This window comes from Bacillus sp. CHD6a, assembly GCF_001293645.1.
Taxonomy (GTDB): domain Bacteria; phylum Bacillota; class Bacilli; order Bacillales; family Bacillaceae_I; genus Sutcliffiella_A.
In genome coordinates, this window is the sequence record NZ_LBMD01000026.1 from 1 (window position 1) to 16,931 (window position 16,931).

24 protein-coding genes are annotated in these 16,931 nt (G+C 41.8%); 2 read left to right on the forward strand and 22 right to left on the reverse strand.

The window, feature by feature from the left end; translation table 11 throughout:
- Positions 1-267: 267 nt before the first annotated feature.
- Positions 268-504, reverse strand: a complete 237-nt coding sequence (locus tag AAV98_RS16115) for a hypothetical protein (RefSeq protein ID WP_060666576.1) — start codon at positions 502-504, stop codon at positions 268-270.
- Between the two features lie 142 nt (positions 505-646).
- Here AAV98_RS16115 and pdaB point away from each other — a divergent pair, with 142 nt between their 5' ends.
- A complete protein-coding gene (gene pdaB / locus AAV98_RS16120; protein WP_060666577.1) occupies positions 647-1,411 on the forward strand; it encodes a polysaccharide deacetylase family sporulation protein PdaB in 765 nt (254 codons plus the stop codon).
- Between the two features lie 42 nt (positions 1,412-1,453).
- On the opposite strand, the gene AAV98_RS16125 is transcribed toward pdaB, so the two are convergent.
- The gene (locus AAV98_RS16125; RefSeq protein WP_060666578.1) at positions 1,454-2,056 is read right to left on the reverse strand and encodes a KinB-signaling pathway activation protein; all 603 of its coding nucleotides are present in this window, start codon (positions 2,054-2,056) and stop codon (positions 1,454-1,456) included.
- A 157-nt stretch (positions 2,057-2,213) separates the two neighbouring features.
- Between AAV98_RS16125 and gerD the strand changes: the two genes are divergently transcribed.
- Positions 2,214-2,843, forward strand: a complete 630-nt coding sequence (gerD, locus tag AAV98_RS16130) for a spore germination lipoprotein GerD (RefSeq protein ID WP_060666579.1) — start codon at positions 2,214-2,216, stop codon at positions 2,841-2,843.
- A gap of 39 nt (positions 2,844-2,882) precedes the next feature.
- On the opposite strand, the gene AAV98_RS16135 is transcribed toward gerD, so the two are convergent.
- The 20 genes from AAV98_RS16135 to rplO all read right to left on the reverse strand — a co-directional run bounded on the left by AAV98_RS16135 (position 2,883) and on the right by rplO (position 16,924).
- A complete protein-coding gene (locus AAV98_RS16135; RefSeq protein WP_060666580.1) occupies positions 2,883-3,929 on the reverse strand; it encodes an Mrp/NBP35 family ATP-binding protein in 1,047 nt (348 codons plus the stop codon).
- Positions 3,930-4,050: 121 nt separating this feature from the next.
- Entirely contained in the window at positions 4,051-4,773 is a 723-nt protein-coding gene (cwlD, locus tag AAV98_RS16140) for an N-acetylmuramoyl-L-alanine amidase CwlD (RefSeq protein WP_060666581.1), read from the reverse strand.
- Between the two features lie 62 nt (positions 4,774-4,835).
- Entirely contained in the window at positions 4,836-5,276 is a 441-nt protein-coding gene (locus tag AAV98_RS16145) for a YbaK family protein (protein ID WP_010191559.1), read from the reverse strand.
- Between the two features lie 571 nt (positions 5,277-5,847).
- On the reverse strand, positions 5,848-6,240 hold the full coding sequence (gene rpsI, locus AAV98_RS16150) for a 30S ribosomal protein S9 (protein ID WP_060666582.1): 393 nt from the start codon (positions 6,238-6,240) through the stop codon (positions 5,848-5,850).
- Between the two features lie 20 nt (positions 6,241-6,260).
- Complete coding sequence (gene rplM, locus AAV98_RS16155) at positions 6,261-6,698, reverse strand: 50S ribosomal protein L13 (protein ID WP_060666583.1); 438 nt, start codon at positions 6,696-6,698, stop codon at positions 6,261-6,263.
- Positions 6,699-6,862: 164 nt separating this feature from the next.
- On the reverse strand, positions 6,863-7,609 hold the full coding sequence (gene truA / locus AAV98_RS16160; protein ID WP_156317825.1) for a tRNA pseudouridine(38-40) synthase TruA: 747 nt from the start codon (positions 7,607-7,609) through the stop codon (positions 6,863-6,865).
- A 14-nt stretch (positions 7,610-7,623) separates the two neighbouring features.
- Positions 7,624-8,421, reverse strand: coding sequence for an energy-coupling factor transporter transmembrane component T family protein (locus tag AAV98_RS16165; RefSeq protein ID WP_060666585.1), 798 nt, complete (start codon positions 8,419-8,421; stop codon positions 7,624-7,626).
- On the reverse strand, positions 8,411-9,286 hold the full coding sequence (locus AAV98_RS16170) for an energy-coupling factor ABC transporter ATP-binding protein (protein ID WP_060666586.1): 876 nt from the start codon (positions 9,284-9,286) through the stop codon (positions 8,411-8,413). Before AAV98_RS16170 ends, AAV98_RS16165 begins: the two co-directional genes overlap by 11 nt.
- The gene (locus AAV98_RS16175; RefSeq protein ID WP_060666587.1) at positions 9,262-10,095 is read right to left on the reverse strand and encodes an energy-coupling factor ABC transporter ATP-binding protein; all 834 of its coding nucleotides are present in this window, start codon (positions 10,093-10,095) and stop codon (positions 9,262-9,264) included. The genes AAV98_RS16170 and AAV98_RS16175 overlap by 25 nt, the downstream gene beginning before the upstream one ends.
- 575 nt (positions 10,096-10,670) lie before the next feature.
- Positions 10,671-11,033, reverse strand: coding sequence for a 50S ribosomal protein L17 (gene rplQ, locus AAV98_RS16180; protein WP_010191541.1), 363 nt, complete (start codon positions 11,031-11,033; stop codon positions 10,671-10,673).
- Between the two features lie 75 nt (positions 11,034-11,108).
- Positions 11,109-12,053, reverse strand: a complete 945-nt coding sequence (locus AAV98_RS16185; RefSeq protein ID WP_060666588.1) for a DNA-directed RNA polymerase subunit alpha — start codon at positions 12,051-12,053, stop codon at positions 11,109-11,111.
- Positions 12,054-12,225: 172 nt separating this feature from the next.
- On the reverse strand, positions 12,226-12,615 hold the full coding sequence (gene rpsK / locus AAV98_RS16190) for a 30S ribosomal protein S11 (RefSeq protein ID WP_060666589.1): 390 nt from the start codon (positions 12,613-12,615) through the stop codon (positions 12,226-12,228).
- A 29-nt stretch (positions 12,616-12,644) separates the two neighbouring features.
- Positions 12,645-13,010: a 30S ribosomal protein S13 gene (rpsM, locus tag AAV98_RS16195; protein ID WP_060666590.1), complete on the reverse strand. Its 366-nt coding sequence runs from the start codon at positions 13,008-13,010 to the stop codon at positions 12,645-12,647.
- 20 nt (positions 13,011-13,030) lie between these two features.
- Positions 13,031-13,144, reverse strand: coding sequence for a 50S ribosomal protein L36 (rpmJ, locus tag AAV98_RS16200; RefSeq protein WP_003156543.1), 114 nt, complete (start codon positions 13,142-13,144; stop codon positions 13,031-13,033).
- Positions 13,145-13,185: 41 nt separating this feature from the next.
- Positions 13,186-13,404, reverse strand: a complete 219-nt coding sequence (gene infA, locus AAV98_RS16205; RefSeq protein WP_003348578.1) for a translation initiation factor IF-1 — start codon at positions 13,402-13,404, stop codon at positions 13,186-13,188.
- The gene (locus tag AAV98_RS16210) at positions 13,404-13,718 is read right to left on the reverse strand and encodes a KOW domain-containing RNA-binding protein (RefSeq protein WP_060666591.1); all 315 of its coding nucleotides are present in this window, start codon (positions 13,716-13,718) and stop codon (positions 13,404-13,406) included. The genes infA and AAV98_RS16210 overlap by 1 nt, the downstream gene beginning before the upstream one ends.
- A 13-nt stretch (positions 13,719-13,731) precedes the next feature.
- Positions 13,732-14,478, reverse strand: a complete 747-nt coding sequence (gene map, locus AAV98_RS16215; RefSeq protein WP_060666592.1) for a type I methionyl aminopeptidase — start codon at positions 14,476-14,478, stop codon at positions 13,732-13,734.
- Positions 14,478-15,128, reverse strand: a complete 651-nt coding sequence (locus AAV98_RS16220; protein WP_060666593.1) for an adenylate kinase — start codon at positions 15,126-15,128, stop codon at positions 14,478-14,480. The genes map and AAV98_RS16220 overlap by 1 nt, the downstream gene beginning before the upstream one ends.
- 60 nt (positions 15,129-15,188) lie before the next feature.
- Positions 15,189-16,484, reverse strand: a complete 1,296-nt coding sequence (gene secY, locus AAV98_RS16225) for a preprotein translocase subunit SecY (protein ID WP_060666594.1) — start codon at positions 16,482-16,484, stop codon at positions 15,189-15,191.
- Entirely contained in the window at positions 16,484-16,924 is a 441-nt protein-coding gene (gene rplO / locus AAV98_RS16230; RefSeq protein WP_060666595.1) for a 50S ribosomal protein L15, read from the reverse strand. Before rplO ends, secY begins: the two co-directional genes overlap by 1 nt.
- Positions 16,925-16,931: the final 7 nt, after the last annotated feature.

Here is a 16,931-nt window from a genome sequence, read left to right on the forward strand (position 1 = left end):
ATCATTTTCATCAGTTCGTCGCTCAGAAGCGACTTTTCTAATGTATCATATCGACCAAGTTGATGTCAACATGTTTTTTATTTTTTTGTCTTGCAAGCTTTTATGTATCTCGCAGCGACGAATAATAATATACCACGGATTTTCTTTTTCCGTCAACTACTTTTATAAAGTTTTTTTATTTTGTTTTCAATAAAGATTCTACCCTATGAATTCATGTTCTTTCTTAAAAGTAAAAAAGCCGCAATTTGCGGCTGTTCTCGTTTGGCTTTAATAGGATTCTCTTTCCCTGAAAACTGCTTTTGTTCGAATATATTTCATACACTCTGTAGGCGGCGCGATACGGGTGAACATTTTGTAGAGAATCTGATAGCGTTCTTCCATGGCATGCTTTACCACTCTATCGATGCGATGATCTTCAAAATCATGTAAAAGTTCTTCTAGTTCTCTTTTTAATAAGTATTCCATTTCTTTTACTTCTTTATTGTTTAACAGCATCCCTAACATTTCTTCACCTCTAAAAATTACTTTATAGTGTATTTTTTCCACCAAACTGGTTTTTATGAAACATTTTCCTAAATATTTTTTGCATAAGATTTGTCCTACTGAATATTTATGAGAATAGATACTGTGGACAAGGGGGCTAAGCATGACTAATTTCTATGTAATTAACGGAAGAAAGCTTAAGCAATTATCCATCATCATTTTGGCGGCATTCTTCACTGCAGGGATTTTATATATAGAGAACTTTTCGAACCAGCCGGTGTTTTCGACTAAGGATGGACCGCGGGCTATCTATAAGGGGGAAGGCAGTAATAAGGAAGTTGCGTTGTCCTTTGATATTAGCTGGGGCGATGAAAAGGCACTTCCCATCTTGGATTTATTGAAACAAAACGGCGTAACCGGTGTGACATTCTTCTTATCCGCTTCTTGGGCAGAGAGGCACCCCGATATTGTAAAAAGGATCGTGGAGGATGGACATGAGATTGGCAGCATGGGGTATGCGTATGAAAATTATCGGGACCTTGAAGACTTAAAAGTTAAGAGGGATATTCTAAAATCCTTAGATGTATTCGAGAAACTAGAGGTCAAGAAAGTTAACTTACTACGCCCACCTAAAGGTGCATTTGATAAGCGGGTACTAGAGATTGCGAATTCCCTTGGTTTTACCGTGGTGCATTGGAGTGTGGATTCACATGACCTGATTAACCCTGGGAAAGAAATAATTGTGGATAATGTCACTAAGAATTTGAGCAATGGGGATATCATCCTTCTTCATGCATCTGATTCTGCCAAACAAACAGAGGACGCCTTACCGGAGATTATTCAGTTCATTAAAGATAAAGGCTACGAAATCAGCAGCGTAACCGAATTGATCAATAACACGAAAGCGAAAAGCAAGGAAGTACAATAAACCTAAAAATGGCGTCTCTCTGTAACAGAGAAACGCCATTTTTTATTTTGTTGCAGATGCTTTATTCAACCTGTGTAACAACAGAAGCTGATAGGAGTTACATGCTAATAAAGGAAAGAGCATAAATAGCAGCCATCCTGGTTCATTTTCTCTAAGGGCAGGAAACCATTCAATTGTTGTTACCACAACCATAAAGAACAACGCAGGAATAAATGCGTGTTTATTGGTCTGCGTCTTTTTCACATAGGCAACTAACAAGCCGTATACTAAGAGAACTATCGGAAAGGCGAAATAAGGAAGTAAAGAAGCTCCTTCATTTGCAAAAGATATGTAACGGAAATACACAAGATCAAATAATACGAAAATAATGAGCACCACTTGTACGGCACTCCATAGGGATTTGAAAATACCCAAGCCGAACCGGTGGATCGTCAAGTAGGCAAAGAAGCCCATCTGACTAATGATACTAAATATTAACCCTACTCCAATATACCAAGCAATGATAGATAGAAATTGAAGGTATTCTCCATTTGCAAATTGTGCTGTATGTTGATCCCAACGGACTATGAACGCAACAATAACGGTAGTTACTGCTCCGACTAGTAGCGTGGAAAGAAATAATCGAACCCAATTACGACTGTTCACTTTCTTTTCCTCCATTTAACACAGATTAAAGACACTAGTTCCCATTTTACCAATGTAACCAGTAAAAATCCATTATCCTCTGCATGCAAATTTGTATATTTGATTAACTTTGTCACATATTAATCGTATGAAATACATGTTGGAAGGAGTTTTTTTGATGAAAAGCTACCTTTTGCCGCCTCTCCTTCTTTCCCTCCTTCTTACTGGTTGCGCTGAGAGTGAAAAAGGCGGTCAAATGGATTACGACGAAACCAAAAAAATGGTTGTAGATATATTAAAAACAGACGATGGAAAAAAAGCGATTGAAGAAATCATGGCTGACGATAAGATGAAGGCTAACTTTGTTTTGGATCAGGAAGTCGTCACAAAATCGATTGAACAGACATTAGACAGTGAAAAAGGCGTGGAATTCTGGAAAAAGGCCTTTGAGGACCCTAAATTTGCAGAAACTTTTGCAAAGAGTATGCAAAAAGAACATGAGAAACTTATTAAAGATTTAATGAAAGATCCTGAGTATCAGGCTATGATGGTTCAAATTTTGCAGGACCCTGAGATGGAAAAGCAAATGATCACGGTAATGAGTGGACAGGAATACAAAAAGCATCTGCAAAAAGTAATCACCGAGACTTTCGAGAGTCCATTGTTTAAGGCCAAACTACAAGACCTATTGTTAAAAGCCGCTACTGAAATGCAAGGTGGAGAAGGACAAGGGGGCGGTGGACAAGGTGGAGAAGGTGGCGGCTCAGAAGGTGGACAGGAATCCGGCGGTGGTTCAGAAGGTGAATAAAAAACAAGCAGACCCACATAACGGGGTCTGCTTTATTATTTACGTTAATTCCACCACTCTTGAAGCGATGCTTAAATAAATTTTTCCTAAATCGTGGTCTTCTTGGTAAATGGATGGAGCAAAATCATCGTCATTCCAGTCCGGCTGTTGTAGTGGAAGTTGTCCGAGCAGTGGAGCCTGCAACTCTTCTGCCAGCTTGTCTCCTCCACCTTTTCCAAATACATATTCTTTTTCACCTGTCTTCTTGCTTTCAAAGTAAGCCATGTTTTCAATGACACCAATTACTTCATGATCCGTTTTAATCGCCATTGCCCCTGCTCTCGCTGCAACAAATGCTGCTGTCGGATGAGGAGTTGTGACGATTAATTCTTTACAGGACGGAAGCATGGAGTGCACATCAAGTGCCACATCCCCTGTTCCAGGAGGCAAGTCTAGCAACAGGTAGTCTAAGTCTCCCCACTCTACTTCGTTAAAGAAGCTGTTCAACATTTTGCCAAGCATCGGGCCTCTCCAGATAACTGGGGAGTTGTCCTCTACAAAGAATCCCATCGAGATTACTTGCACACCAAAACGTTCCACTGGAATGATTTTTTCGCCGCGCACTACCGGACGTTTCGTAATTCCCATCATATCAGGCACACTAAATCCATAAATATCTGCATCAATTAAGCCGACTTTTTTTCCAAGACGCGCTAATGAAACTGCCAGGTTGACAGATACAGTGGACTTTCCAACGCCGCCTTTTCCGGAAGCTATGGCTAGGAAGGTAGTTTTGTTACTGGATAGAAGTGTTTCTTCTTCTTTAGGAGCTTCTACCCCAAAACGGGCGACAACCTCTTGTGGAAGTTCCATAAAACGCAGGCCAACTGTTGCCGCTCCTGCTTCTTTTAACAGATTAACGATGGTGCCTTGCAATTGCATCTGCTCTGCTGTTCCGGTTTTGGCAAGCGCCACCTTTACACTTACATGGTTTTTTTCTTCCTTGATAGAAATTTCTTGTATCGCGTTTGTTTCTTCAAAAGTTTTATGTAAAAACGGATCATGTAGATCTTTTAGTATCTGTACTACTTTAGCTTCTGTTAACATAGTGACCCCACCCTTATGTGATAATAGTCTATTTTCAGAATTGAATTCGTTTACAATTTTAGTATAACATATTGGCAGCTTGAATTTATTGTTATGTGCCTATAAAAAATCCCCCTTTTTATTACTGAGGGGGGTCGGGTAGCTCTTGTTCATTTGTATAATGACGCATCACTCCATTATAAATGGATGCAGCTAAGGATTTTTGGTATTCTTCTGTATTCAATAATGCCCGCTCGGAGGGATTGGACAAGAATCCAACTTCTACTAGAGCACCAGGTATTTCAGCGTTTTTTAAGATAAAAAGCGTGTTCATCGATTTAGCATAACGGTCGGTATTTTCAAGATTGACCCTGAACTCTTCTTGAATGAACTTTGCTAAACGTTCATTTTCCTTATGCTTCGTTCCATGATAGAAGGTTTGGGCCCCTCTCCATCTTGGTGACGGGATGGCATTTAAGTGAATGCTGAGAAAAAGATCTGCATCTGATTCGTTGATCATCTCAATCCGCTTCCGCAAATCCTCTACTTTTCTGCGGCTATAGCCTTTAGTCGAAGGATCTGCAAGATCAACATCCTCTTCCCTAGTCATGAGTACCAATGCCCCTTGCTCCTGAAGGTAATCCTTCACATAACGCGACACTTCAAGGGCCACGTCTTTTTCTAAGACATCGCCCCCGACCGCCCCTCCATCAGGCCCGCCGTGTCCAGGATCAAGGATGATAATTTTCCCGCTCAACGGGAGACTCCACTGCTCCCAGGTATCTTTTGAAAATAGTTGATATTGAAAAACGGCGGTCACCGTTAAGATTACCGTAAGGAAAGCCCAGAATTTCCACCTTTGCATATGTACCCCTCCCGCATGTCCACTCTATACACTATATGGGACAAGGGGGAAGTTTATGATAATTAGTGCAATCTCATGCGGTACCTTTTTTCACCTTTATGGAAGCCTTCACGCCACCAATAATCAACAAAGGCATCACAAGTCATATAAAAGGATTCATGAACCATATCATTATCACCGATTGAACCCCAATACAAGAAATAGTCGTACAAGGTATCAATTAAATATTTCTCCTCCACATGGCAGCGTGTTTTCACCTGCTCTGCGTTTTCACCATAATACCCAAATTTGCTATATGAAGCACCAAGAAGATAAGCTTCTATCGCTACATCAAGACAGCCCTCTTCAATGGCAGTAACCTGCTTTTTATTTTTTAAGTATGGCGAGAAAAAATCCTTCACCTTTGTCCGCAAAACCTCGAGTGATATTTCACGCAGCATTTTGCGCTCATATTTCATCTGCTTTTCCCGGCGTTTTTCCTTGAAGGTTGTTACTACAGTCATCTCTTTCACACCCTTTCCCAATTAGTTTCCTAATGGGCGAGGGCTTTCATGCGTGAAAAGAATGAGTACGTTTTTCCAAGTATGGAATTGGAGTGGATAAGCTTTAATTAAGATTGGCCTTTCCTTTCTCTAATGATTTTCCGAGATATTGCTCAAATTGGGTTTTCTAAGGAATATTGGGAGCTGTCGGTTTAATGCATTATCTTTTAAAAGAAGGTTTTCATCTTTTATAAAGACCTTTTCACTTGAAATTTCACCAGCTTAGGTCTTGATTGCACCTCTAATGACCTCTACGGTAGAATGACTACCGCGCACAAGTCTTTATCCCCCACCTAAAGACCTCTCCGACAGTATCTTCTCGCGCGCACAAGTCTTTACACCACTCCTAATGACCTCTCCGACAGAATCTTCTCGACGCACAAGTCTTTATCCCCCTCCTAATGACCTCTCCGACAGTATCACCACTGCGCAACAGGTTTTTACAACACCACCTGAATCATAAAGTTCCGCAAAAACATCAAAAAACCCCCAACCACAAAGGGTCGGGGGTTTCCAAAATGGAATCCGAAGATTAACGTTTTGAGAACTGAGGTGCACGACGAGCGCCCTTAAGTCCGTATTTTTTACGCTCTTTCATACGCGCGTCACGAGTCAGAAGACCTGCACGCTTTAAAGAAGCACGGAACTCAGGATCAGCTTGTAATAATGCACGAGCGATTCCGTGACGGATCGCACCAGCTTGACCAGTGTATCCTCCACCGTCAACGTTTACTAATACATCGTAGTTACCTTCTGTTTCAGTAACTGCCAATGGTTGTTTAACAACGTTACGTAGAGCTTCGAATGGGATGTAGTTTTCGATATCACGATCGTTGATCACGATTTGTCCGTTACCAGGAACTAGACGTACACGTGCAACGGAGCTTTTACGACGACCTGTGCCGTAGTATTGTACTTGTGCCAAAGTTATACCCTCCTTATTAATTAACCGCGAAGTTCGTAAACTTCAGGTTGTTGTGCTTGGTGTGGATGCTCGCTTCCAGCATACACATTCAATTTTTTAGCTTGCTGACGTCCAAGACTTCCTTTTGGAAGCATGCCTTTGATTGCTAGTTCTAACATCTTTGTAGGATAGTTAGTACGCATTTCTAAAGCCGTTCTTTGTTTAAGTCCACCTGGGTGCATTGTGTGACGGTAGTAGATCTTACCGTTCAACTTGTTACCAGTTAAGTGGATTTTTTCTGCATTGATGATGATTACATGATCTCCAGTGTCTACGTTTGGAGTAAAAGTTGGTTTATGTTTACCACGTAAAATGGATGCAACTTCACTTGCAAGACGACCTAAAGTTTGACCTTCAGCGTCAACCACGTACCATTTACGATTTACTTCGCTAGCTTTCGCCATAAACGTTGTACGCATTAAATTTCCCTCCTAAAAAAAATAAACCTTTTATTTTTCATTTCTTCATATATTTTATTCAACACGATGAAACTCTTCCGGGGCTTGATCGTGGGGTTAAAATACATACCATGTGATATCTTATATCTTTTTTACGATATTGTCAAGAAAATGTTACACCAGGATTAGTTGTCATCATAAACCACGTCCCAAAGGTATAAACCGTGTGCTGGTGCCGTTTTTCCTGCCGCTCCCCGATTCTTTGCTTCCAGGATCGAAAAAATATCTTCTGGTAATTTTTTACCTTGTCCTATTTCCAGTAAGGTACCTACGATGATACGGACCATGTTATATAAAAAACCGTTGCCGACAATGCGGAACTCAAGCTCTTCCCCATTTAACTCTACATCAAGTGAGTAAATAAACCTTACTTTATCCTCCACTTCCGTTTTTGCAGAACAGAAGCTGGTAAAGTCGTGTTCTCCGATAAAATGTCCACATGCTTCCTTTACAGCTTTCAAGTCCAAAGGAAAAGGATAGTGGAACACCTGGTCTCTATCAAATACATTAAAGTCTTTTGCAAGGCTCACCTTGTACCGGTACTCCTTTTTTACCACGTCAAAACGAGCATGGAAGGCCCCTGAGACAGACTCCACCCTTTTTACCCAAATATCCTTAGGTAAATGGGCATTCAGCGCCTTCTGCCAAGCTGGCTCAGGAATTGTTAAAGGCGAGTCATAGTGTAGTACTTGACCTACCGCATGAACACCTGCGTCGGTACGGCCAGATGCGGAAACCTTTATCTCTTTCCCCTTATGGATGCGGGACAAGGCCTTCTGGACCTCCAGCTGAACCGTACGCTTCTCCTTTTGAATCTGATAGCCTTCAAACTGTGCACCGTCATAGGTAAGGGTACATTTCAATCTATTCATCATATCTAACTCCATTATGTTCGGATAAGAACTAAGATAAACGTAAGAACAGCCAAGGTCACCAACAACAAGGTGTCTTTCCACTGCCATTCTAGCAGACGAAATTTCGTTCTTCCTTCGCCGCCTCTATACCCTCTTGCTTCCATCGCCGTAGCAAGCTCCTCTGCGCGTTTAAACGCACTAATGAACAATGGGACAAGCAAAGGAACCAACGCCTTTACACGCTCTTTCAGAGGTCCTACAGTGAAGTCTGCACCTCTCGCACTCTGCGCCTTCATGATCTTGTCCGTTTCCTGCATCAAGGTTGGGATGAATCGCAAGGATATTGACATCATCAGGGCTAGTTCATGAACAGGAACTCCTACTTTTTTAAACGGACCAAATAACGTCTCCATGCCGTCCGTCACCTCAATTGGTGTAGTGGTCAAGGTAAGAATGGTGGTGATCGTAATCAAGAATAAAAAACGCAAGGATATAAAGATAGCTTGTATGATGCCTTCTTCGTACACTTCAATAAATCCTACTTCAAAAAGCAGGTTGCCCTCTTTTGTTAAAAAAACATGAAAAAGCATGGTAAAGATAATGATCCAGAGAATCGGCTTCAGTCCTTTTAATATAAAGGAAACCGGTATTCTAGTAAGCAATACGATGGTCAAGGTAAAGGCAGCAAGCATGGCATAGCCCCAGACATTATTGGCTAGAAACACAACCATGACGAAAATAAAGACAAGCAGCAGTTTTGCTCTCGGGTCCATCCGGTGAATAAGAGAGGTACCCGGCACATAACGTCCAATTATTAAATTATTCATCACCCTCACCCCCCTTTTGTAATCGGGAGGCAATTGCTTCTGCCACTTCTTCTACTGTCAAACACACTTCACTGAATTCTATATTAGAACGAGATTCAAACTCTTTCATGAACATAACCGTCTCGGGAACGTCCAAGCCAAGTTTCTTAATCTCCTCTGCCTGGCTGAATATTTCCCTTGGTGTACCTTTTAGCCCAACCGTCCCTTTATTCATAACCACAATCGAGTCTGCATACTTTGCCGCATCCTCCATGCTGTGTGTGACTAGGATGGTGGTAAGGTTCTGTTCTTTATGCAGTTTATAAAACAGGTCCATAATCTCTTTACGTCCTCGTGGATCGAGACCAGCTGTCGGCTCGTCCAGTACGAGAACTTCCGGTTGCATCGCAAGCACCCCGGCAATGGCAACACGGCGCATCTGCCCCCCACTTAAATCAAAAGGAGAAGACTCTAGATATCTATCTGGCAGACCGACAAGCTTAAGTGCCTCTCTGGCCCGTCTTTTTGCTTCCTCTTCAGGAACACCGAAATTAAGCGGACCAAAACAAACATCCTTCTCCACGGTTTCATCAAACAACTGGTGCTCCGGGAATTGAAAAACAATGCCTACCTTTTTACGCAGGGCTTTAATATTCTTTTCCTTTTTATTCGCATGCAAAGTTATATCTCCAACCTGAATGCTTCCACTTGTAGGTCTTAACAGTCCATTAAGATGTTGCAGCAATGTAGACTTCCCGGAACCTGTATGTCCAATAACGGCGGTATAGGAATTCTCAGGAATTATCATATCTACATCATAAAGCGCAACCCTTTCAAAGGGAGTATTCAGCTGATACCGATGCTCTAAATCTTTGATTGTAATTTGCATAACTCATTCATCAGCCTTTCCCTATTGGTCGGATCTGTATCAAACTCCACACCCAACTGTTGCAGTTTATTCGCCAAGATGATAGGAAAAGGCAAGTCAAGGCCTATCTCCACAAGCTTATCTCCCATTCGGAAAACTTCCTCGGGGGTTCCTTCGCCATACACTTCTCCTGCGTTTAATACAATGATTCTGTCAGCTCTTGCTGCCTCTTCCAGATCATGAGTAATGGATATCACCGTTACTCCCACCTGTTGTCTAAGCTCTTCAATGGTGTCAATTACTTCTTTCCGTCCGATAGGGTCGAGCATGCTTGTAGCTTCATCCAAAATGATGATGGAAGGTCGCAGTGCAATCAAGCCTGCAATGGCCACCCGCTGCTTTTGGCCTCCAGAGAGCTGATGTGGCTCTTGGGTTAAAAAAGATTCCATCCCTACTTTTTCAATCCCCTCTGCCACGCGGGAAATCATTTCTTCACGGGTGACGCCAATATTTTCTAAACCAAACGCAACATCGTCCTCTACCGTCGAGCCTACAAATTGATTATCGGGGTTCTGAAAGACCATTCCTACCTGCCTTCTAATATCCCAAATCGTATCCTCTTCTAACTTTGTTCCCTGCACTGTAACAGAACCTTCTGTCGGAAGCTGCAAGCCATTTAGGATTCTAGCCAATGTAGATTTTCCTGAGCCATTATGTCCAACGATGGCGGTCCATTCTCCTTGTTCTACTGTCAGGTTAATATTCTTTAATGTACTCTCTTCTTGGTTCGCGTAGCGGAAGGACAAATCCTTCACTTCTAAGATGGCCATCGAAAATACAACTCCTCTCTTCTCCGCTTAACTGACTCTCTCTATTATAGCCTTTCAACTCAAAAGAACTCTACTAACACCGCTGTTGATTTCCGCAAATGGCTTCGCTTTCCTAGGGGCGCTGCTGGAGCCTCCTCGGCAAGCCTGCGGGGTCTCCACCTAGCGCTACCTCCCTCAGGAGTCTACGCCTTTTGCTCCAATCAACAGCTATAAATTTTATAGAATATTGGTTGAAAGATTCCACTTCATCTCGAAACTTTAGGAAAAATACTTAAACTTGAATATAGTGAAACCAGTAACCCCCTGTTGCTTGGAGTGCAAGGTGTGAGACTCCTGCGGGGGAGAAAAGGTTGGTTGAGACCCCGCAACGAAGTGAGGAGGCTCAAGCACCTTCCCGCGGAAAGCGAACACCTGGAACGCAAAGCAACAAGGGCGTTAAACCAAATCCATAAATCAAGACAAAAAAATAAAGGGCTTAGATCAGTCATTACAACTGTCCGCCCTTATTTATGACTGACTATAGTAAGTTCAAAGAATCGTTTCCTCCTCTTTAAACCACTATCATCTAATATATATTATACAAGTTCAATGATAACCATTGGAGCTCCGTCTCCACGACGAGGTCCAAGTTTCATGATACGAGTGTATCCACCTTGACGCTCTTCATAACGTGGAGCGATATCAGCGAATAACTTTTGAACTGCGTCTTGACCAGTTTCTGCGTTCGCTACTTCGTGACGAACGTAAGAAGCTGCTTGACGACGAGCGTGTAAGTCACCACGCTTACCAAGAGTAATCATTTTTTCTACTAAAGAACGTAATTCTTTCGCACGTGCTTCAGTAGTTTCAATGCGCTCGCTGATGATCAAGTCAGTAGTCAAGTCACGTAACATTGCTTTACGCTGTGCGCTAGTACGACCTAATTTTCTGTATCCCATGTTGATGTTCCCTCCTTCTGTAGAAAGTCATGAAACGTTCAAACACATAAAGATGCCTAGTTTTCCAAGTAAAAACTAGTCATCTTTACGCAGGCCAAGACCAAGCTCTTCTAATTTGTGCTTGACTTCTTCTAAAGATTTACGGCCTAAGTTACGAACTTTCATCATATCTTCTTCTGTCTTATTTGCAAGTTCCTGAACAGTATTGATGCCAGCACGCTTCAGGCAGTTGTAAGAACGAACAGATAGATCTAATTCTTCGATAGTCATCTCAAGAACTTTTTCTTTCTGATCTTCTTCTTTTTCTACCATGATTTCAGCGTTTTGCGCTTCATCTGTTAGACCTACAAATATATTTAAGTGTTCAGTTAAAATCTTCGCCCCAAGTGCTACTGCTTCTTGTGGACCGTTACTACCATCTGTCCATACATCTAATGTAAGCTTGTCATAGTTGGAGACTTGGCCTACACGTGTATTTTCAACATAATAAGAAACGCGAGAAACTGGTGTGAAAATGGAATCAATCGGAATAACACCGATCGGTTGGTCTTCACGTTTGTTTCCGTCTGCTGGTACATATCCACGACCGCGTTTTGCAGTGAAACGGATACGCAGGTGAGCGTCCTTCGCTAACGTTGCGATATGAAGGTCAGGGTTAAGGATTTCAACATCGCTGTCATGTGTAATGTCAGCAGCTGTTACAACACCTTCACCTTGCACATCAATCTCTAACGTCTTCTCATCATCTGAATAGATTTTTAATGCTAGCTTCTTAACGTTCAAAATAACTGTTGTAACATCTTCAACGACGCCTTCAATTGTTGAGAACTCATGCAGTACACCATCTATTTGGATAGATGTTACAGCGGCACCAGGAAGTGAGGATAAAAGAATACGACGTAAGGAGTTACCCAAAGTTGTTCCATATCCACGCTCAAGTGGCTCGACGACGAATTTACCATAGTTGGCGTCATCGCTGATTTCAACCGTTTCGATTTTTGGTTTTTCGATTTCTAACATTCATAACCCTCCTTCAAAACGTCGAAACCCCGGAAAGACATATAATGTCTTACCGAAATTCCCCATAGGTATGTCCCGATTGTGCACAACAACAACATTTAATTATCTCTGTATATTTTTAAACTGTATCATCAGCCATTATTGACATGTATACAAAATCTATACAGACAAATTAAACACGGCGACGTTTTGGTGGACGGCAACCGTTATGAGGTACTGGGGTTACGTCTCTGATCGCAGTTACTTCAAGACCAGCTGCTTGTAGAGCACGAATTGCTGCTTCACGACCAGCTCCAGGGCCTTTAACTGTAACTTCAAGAGTTTTTAAACCGTGCTCCATGCAAGCTTTAGCTGCTGTTTCAGCTGCCATTTGTGCTGCGAATGGAGTAGATTTACGAGAACCTCTGAAGCCAAGAGCACCTGCACTAGACCACCCAATTGCATTTCCGTGAGAGTCAGTAATCGTTACGATTGTGTTATTGAATGTAGAACGGATATGCGCGATACCAGTTTCAATATTCTTTTTCACACGGCGTTTACGTGTATTAGTTTTGCGTGCCATATTTAACTTACCTCCTTACTTACTTAAAATTATTTCTTTTTGTTTGCTACAGTACGACGAGGTCCTTTACGTGTACGAGCATTGTTTTTAGTGTTTTGACCGCGAACCGGTAAACCACGACGGTGACGAAGACCACGGTAGCAACCGATCTCGATTAGACGTTTAATGTTTAGAGATACTTCACGACGAAGGTCTCCCTCAACTTTAATTTTGTCTACGATGTCACGAATCTTTCCTAATTCTTCTTCCGTTAAGTCGCGTACGCGAGTTTCTTCAGAAACACCAGCTTCAGCTAATACTTTCTCAGCTGTAGAGCGACCAATACCGAAAATGTATGTTAATGAAATTACAACGCGCTTGTCGCGAGGAACATCAACACCAGCAATACGTGCCATATATGCGCACCTCCCTCAAGTTATCCTTGTTTTTGTTTGTGTTTCGGGTTTTCACAAATAACCATGACTTTACCTTTTCTACGAATAACTTTACATTTTTCGCAGATTGGCTTAACAGATGGTCTCACTTTCATCTTATATTACCTCCCTGATAGTACGGAGTGCTAAAATAGGTTTATTTAAAACGATACGTAATTCTACCGCGTGTTAAATCGTATGGAGAAAGCTCCACCGTTACTTTATCTCCTGGTAGGATTCGAATAAAGTGCATACGTATTTTCCCAGATACATGAGCCAACACAGTATGACCATTTTCCAATTCTACTTTAAACATAGCATTTGGTAAAGTCTCAACGACCGTACCTTCTACTTCAATTACATCGTCTTTCGCCATTAATTAAGTTCTCCCTTCTTCAAATCAGTAACAAGCTCATTGACATACTTGGTTAGTGCAAAACGCAGCTTCCCATTTGTCACACGGCCTGTTTCCTTCATACTGTTCTGAACTTCTGGAGACACGTAATCAAAAAATTCAAGATGATGAATGTTCTTTTTCTTTGGGCGGTCAAACTTCCGCTTGTCTCCATCCGCTAGGACGACAAAACGCTCATCAAGAATTTTAATAATTACGGCATACTGTCCGGCATCTCTGCCTTGAGTAATCGAAACAATTTGGCCTACTTGCAAAGTCGAATCAGATTCGATCAAGCAATATCACCTCTTAGGCTTTTGTTAAGATCTCGTAGCCTGTTTCTGTAATAGCGACCGTATGTTCAAAATGAGCACACATTTTACCGTCAACAGTAACAACAGTCCAGTCATCTGCTAGCGTTTTTACGTAGCGGGTGCCTGCATTGACCATTGGTTCAATTGCAAGAACCATACCAGGTTTTAACCGTGGACCTTTATTAGGAGGTCCATAATGAGGAATTTGTGGGTCTTCATGTAAGTCTTGACCAATTCCATGCCCTACATACTCTCTCACAATTGAAAAATCGTGTGCTTCTGCATACGTTTGAATCGCATGCGATACATCAGAGAGACGAGCGCCCGGTTTTACTTCCTTGATGCCTTCATACAATGATTGTTCCGTGACTTCAAGTAATCGCTTTGTTTCATCGGATATGTTACCAACAGCATACGTCCAAGCGGAGTCACCGTGGTATCCATTATACTTAGCACCAATATCTATGCTAATGATATCTCCGTCTTTCAAGACACGATCGCCGGGAATACCATGAACAAGTTCTTCATTAACAGAAGCGCAGATGCTTCCGCGAAAACCATTATACCCCTTAAACGAAGGAATTGCATTATGTTTGCGGATGAATTTCTCAGCAATATCATCCAATTGCTTCGTTGTTACACCAGGTACAATGTGCTTTTTTAATTCTTGGTGTGTCAGAGCGACAATTCTACCTGCTTCTCTCATGATCTCAAGTTCACGAGGAGTTTTACAGATAATCATTACGCACGACCTCCAAGAAGTTCTTCTATATCAGCGAATACTTTATCGATCGCTTGTTGGCCATTAATGTTGCGAAGATAGCCTTTGGACTCATAAAAGTCTAGCAATGGCTTAGATTGTTTCACGTTAACTTCAAGACGGTTACCAACTGTCTCTTCGTTGTCATCAGCACGTTGATAAAGCTCTCCTCCACATTTGTCACAAACGCCATCCTTTGCAGGTGGGTTGAAAACCAAGTGGTAAGTAGCTCCGCAATCTTTACAGATACGACGCCCTGTTAAACGTTCCATAAGAATGCTTTGGTCCACATTGACGTTGATGACAAAGTCAATTTTACGACCTAGTTCTTCTAACATCTGCTCAAGAGCATCTGCTTGGGGAACCGTTCTTGGGAAACCGTCTAATAGAAAGCCGTCTTTGCAATCTTCTTTTTCTAATCTTTCACGAACGATACCGATCGTCACTTCATCCGGAACAAGCTGACCTTGATCCATGAAAGACTTGGCTTTCATGCCTAGTTCAGTTTCTTCCTTCATAGCAGCACGAAACATATCTCCAGTAGAGATATGAGGGATATTGTACTTTTCGACAATTCGTTCTGCTTGAGTACCTTTACCGGCACCCGGAAGTCCCATTAGAACTAAATTCATCTTTTTGCCCCCTCAGTATCTTGTGAAGTATATTGGGATAATGTTATCCCAATTACTTCATTACTTGATAAACCCTTTATAATGACGCTTCACTAACTGGCTTTCTAGTTGCTTCATCGTCTCAAGTGCTACACCTACGACGATTAGTAGACTAGTACCGCCAATCTGCACTGCTGCAGGAAGACCGGCAAAGCTCATAAAGATTATAGGTAGGATAGAAATAGCTGCTAAGAATAATGCACCAACAAATGTAAGTCGGTAAATAATCTTTGTCAAATATTCCTGTGTATTTAAACCAGGACGAATTCCTGGAATATATCCGCCTTGTTTCTTTAAGTTTTCTGCCATTTGTTCAGGATTAGACTGAACAAATGTGTAAAAGTAAGTGAAGGCAATTATAAGAGCTACATATACGACCATACCGATTGGATTCGTATAGTCAAATGTACTAATAATCCATCTTGTCACAGCATTCTCGTTAAAGAATGAAGCGATTGTCGGTGGTGTAATGATAAAGGATACTGCAAAGATAACCGGAATTACCCCTGCTGCATTCACCTTTAAAGGTAAGTGTGTAGTGTGTCCTCCACCAGTAGGAGCGCGACCTGCAGTCTTCTTCGCATACTGAATCGGAATTTTACGTAACGCTTGCTGAATGAAGATTACACCTACGATTACAGCCAAGATTGCAAGGATGATGAGTGCAACAATAACAAGATTTAAGAACAACTGATCACCAGCATCCTGGATTAAAGATGCGTAAATCTGATTTGCGCCGGTCGGAATTGCAGATACGATACCAGCGAAGATAAGAATGGATATTCCGTTTCCTACGCCATGTGCCGTGATTTGCTCACCAAGCCACATCAAGAATGCAGTTCCTGCTGTTAACACTAATGCTATAAGCAGATAAGTAGTGAAAGTCGGATTCATAATCAATTGACCATTGGCCATTGTATTGAAACCGATCGACATACCAATTGCCTGGATAAAACCAAGTACAATGGTGAAATACCTAGTGAATTGAGCTAATTTGCGACGTCCAGCTTCTCCTTGTTTTGACCACTCCGTAAATTTCGGAACAACATCCATTTGCAATAATTGCACGATGATGGACGCTGTGATGTATGGCATTACACCCATGGCAAGAATAGAGAAGTTCTGAAGAGCTCCACCACCAAAAGTATTCAGGATACCAAATACACTAAGTTCATCCTGGAATTTCAAAATGTCAGAGTTCACCCCTGGTACTGGGATAAACGTACCGATACGGAAAATGACTAACATTAATAGGGTGAAGACAATTTTCTTTCTTATATCACCCACGCGCATAAAATTGGAGAATGTCTGGAACATTAAATCACCTCAACTGAACCGCCAGCTGCTTCGATAGCTTCCTTAGCTGCTGAGGAGAATTTATGAGCACGAACTGTAAGCTTTTTCTCGATTGAACCATTACCCAATACTTTTAGACCAGCGTTTAATTTGCTAACTAAACCTGTTTCAACAAGTAATTCAGGAGTAACTTCAGTTCCTTCGTCAAAGCGGTTTAAAGCGTCAAGGTTGATGATTGCGTACTCTTTGCGATTGATGTTCGTGAATCCGCGCTTAGGTAAGCGTTGGAATAGAGGTGTTTGACCACCTTCGAATCCAGGACGAACGCCACCGCCAGAGCGTGCATTTTGACCTTTATGACCTTTACCAGAAGTTTTTCCGTTACCAGAACCAGTTCCGCGACCTACACGGTTGCGCTCTTTACGAGATCCTTCGTTAGGTTTTAACTCATGAAGTTTCATTGTGGCA

Bases quoted from the DNA above. Each gene is read 5' to 3' on its own strand.
- AAV98_RS16115 (WP_060666576.1), bottom strand. From the start codon at position 504: ATGTTAGGGATGCTGTTAAACAATAAAGAAGTAAAAGAAATGGAATAC.
- pdaB (WP_060666577.1), top strand. From the start codon at position 647: ATGACTAATTTCTATGTAATTAACGGAAGAAAGCTTAAGCAATTATCC.
- gerD (WP_060666579.1), top strand. From the start codon at position 2,214: ATGAAAAGCTACCTTTTGCCGCCTCTCCTTCTTTCCCTCCTTCTTACT.
- AAV98_RS16135 (WP_060666580.1), bottom strand. From the start codon at position 3,929: ATGTTAACAGAAGCTAAAGTAGTACAGATACTAAAAGATCTACATGAT.
- cwlD (WP_060666581.1), bottom strand. From the start codon at position 4,773: ATGCAAAGGTGGAAATTCTGGGCTTTCCTTACGGTAATCTTAACGGTG.
- AAV98_RS16145 (WP_010191559.1), bottom strand. From the start codon at position 5,276: ATGACTGTAGTAACAACCTTCAAGGAAAAACGCCGGGAAAAGCAGATG.
- rplM (WP_060666583.1), bottom strand. From the start codon at position 6,698: ATGCGTACAACGTTTATGGCGAAAGCTAGCGAAGTAAATCGTAAATGG.
- truA (WP_156317825.1), bottom strand. From the start codon at position 7,609: ATGAATAGATTGAAATGTACCCTTACCTATGACGGTGCACAGTTTGAA.
- AAV98_RS16170 (WP_060666586.1), bottom strand. From the start codon at position 9,286: ATGCAAATTACAATCAAAGATTTAGAGCATCGGTATCAGCTGAATACT.
- AAV98_RS16175 (WP_060666587.1), bottom strand. From the start codon at position 10,095: ATGGCCATCTTAGAAGTGAAGGATTTGTCCTTCCGCTACGCGAACCAA.
- rplQ (WP_010191541.1), bottom strand. From the start codon at position 11,033: ATGGGATACAGAAAATTAGGTCGTACTAGCGCACAGCGTAAAGCAATG.
- AAV98_RS16185 (WP_060666588.1), bottom strand. From the start codon at position 12,053: ATGTTAGAAATCGAAAAACCAAAAATCGAAACGGTTGAAATCAGCGAT.
- rpsK (WP_060666589.1), bottom strand. From the start codon at position 12,615: ATGGCACGCAAAACTAATACACGTAAACGCCGTGTGAAAAAGAATATT.
- rpsM (WP_060666590.1), bottom strand. From the start codon at position 13,010: ATGGCACGTATTGCTGGTGTTGATGTTCCTCGCGACAAGCGCGTTGTA.
- rpmJ (WP_003156543.1), bottom strand. From the start codon at position 13,144: ATGAAAGTGAGACCATCTGTTAAGCCAATCTGCGAAAAATGTAAAGTT.
- infA (WP_003348578.1), bottom strand. From the start codon at position 13,404: ATGGCGAAAGACGATGTAATTGAAGTAGAAGGTACGGTCGTTGAGACT.
- map (WP_060666592.1), bottom strand. From the start codon at position 14,478: ATGATTATCTGTAAAACTCCTCGTGAACTTGAGATCATGAGAGAAGCA.
- AAV98_RS16220 (WP_060666593.1), bottom strand. From the start codon at position 15,128: ATGAATTTAGTTCTAATGGGACTTCCGGGTGCCGGTAAAGGTACTCAA.
- secY (WP_060666594.1), bottom strand. From the start codon at position 16,484: ATGTTCCAGACATTCTCCAATTTTATGCGCGTGGGTGATATAAGAAAG.
- rplO (WP_060666595.1), bottom strand. From the start codon at position 16,924: ATGAAACTTCATGAGTTAAAACCTAACGAAGGATCTCGTAAAGAGCGC.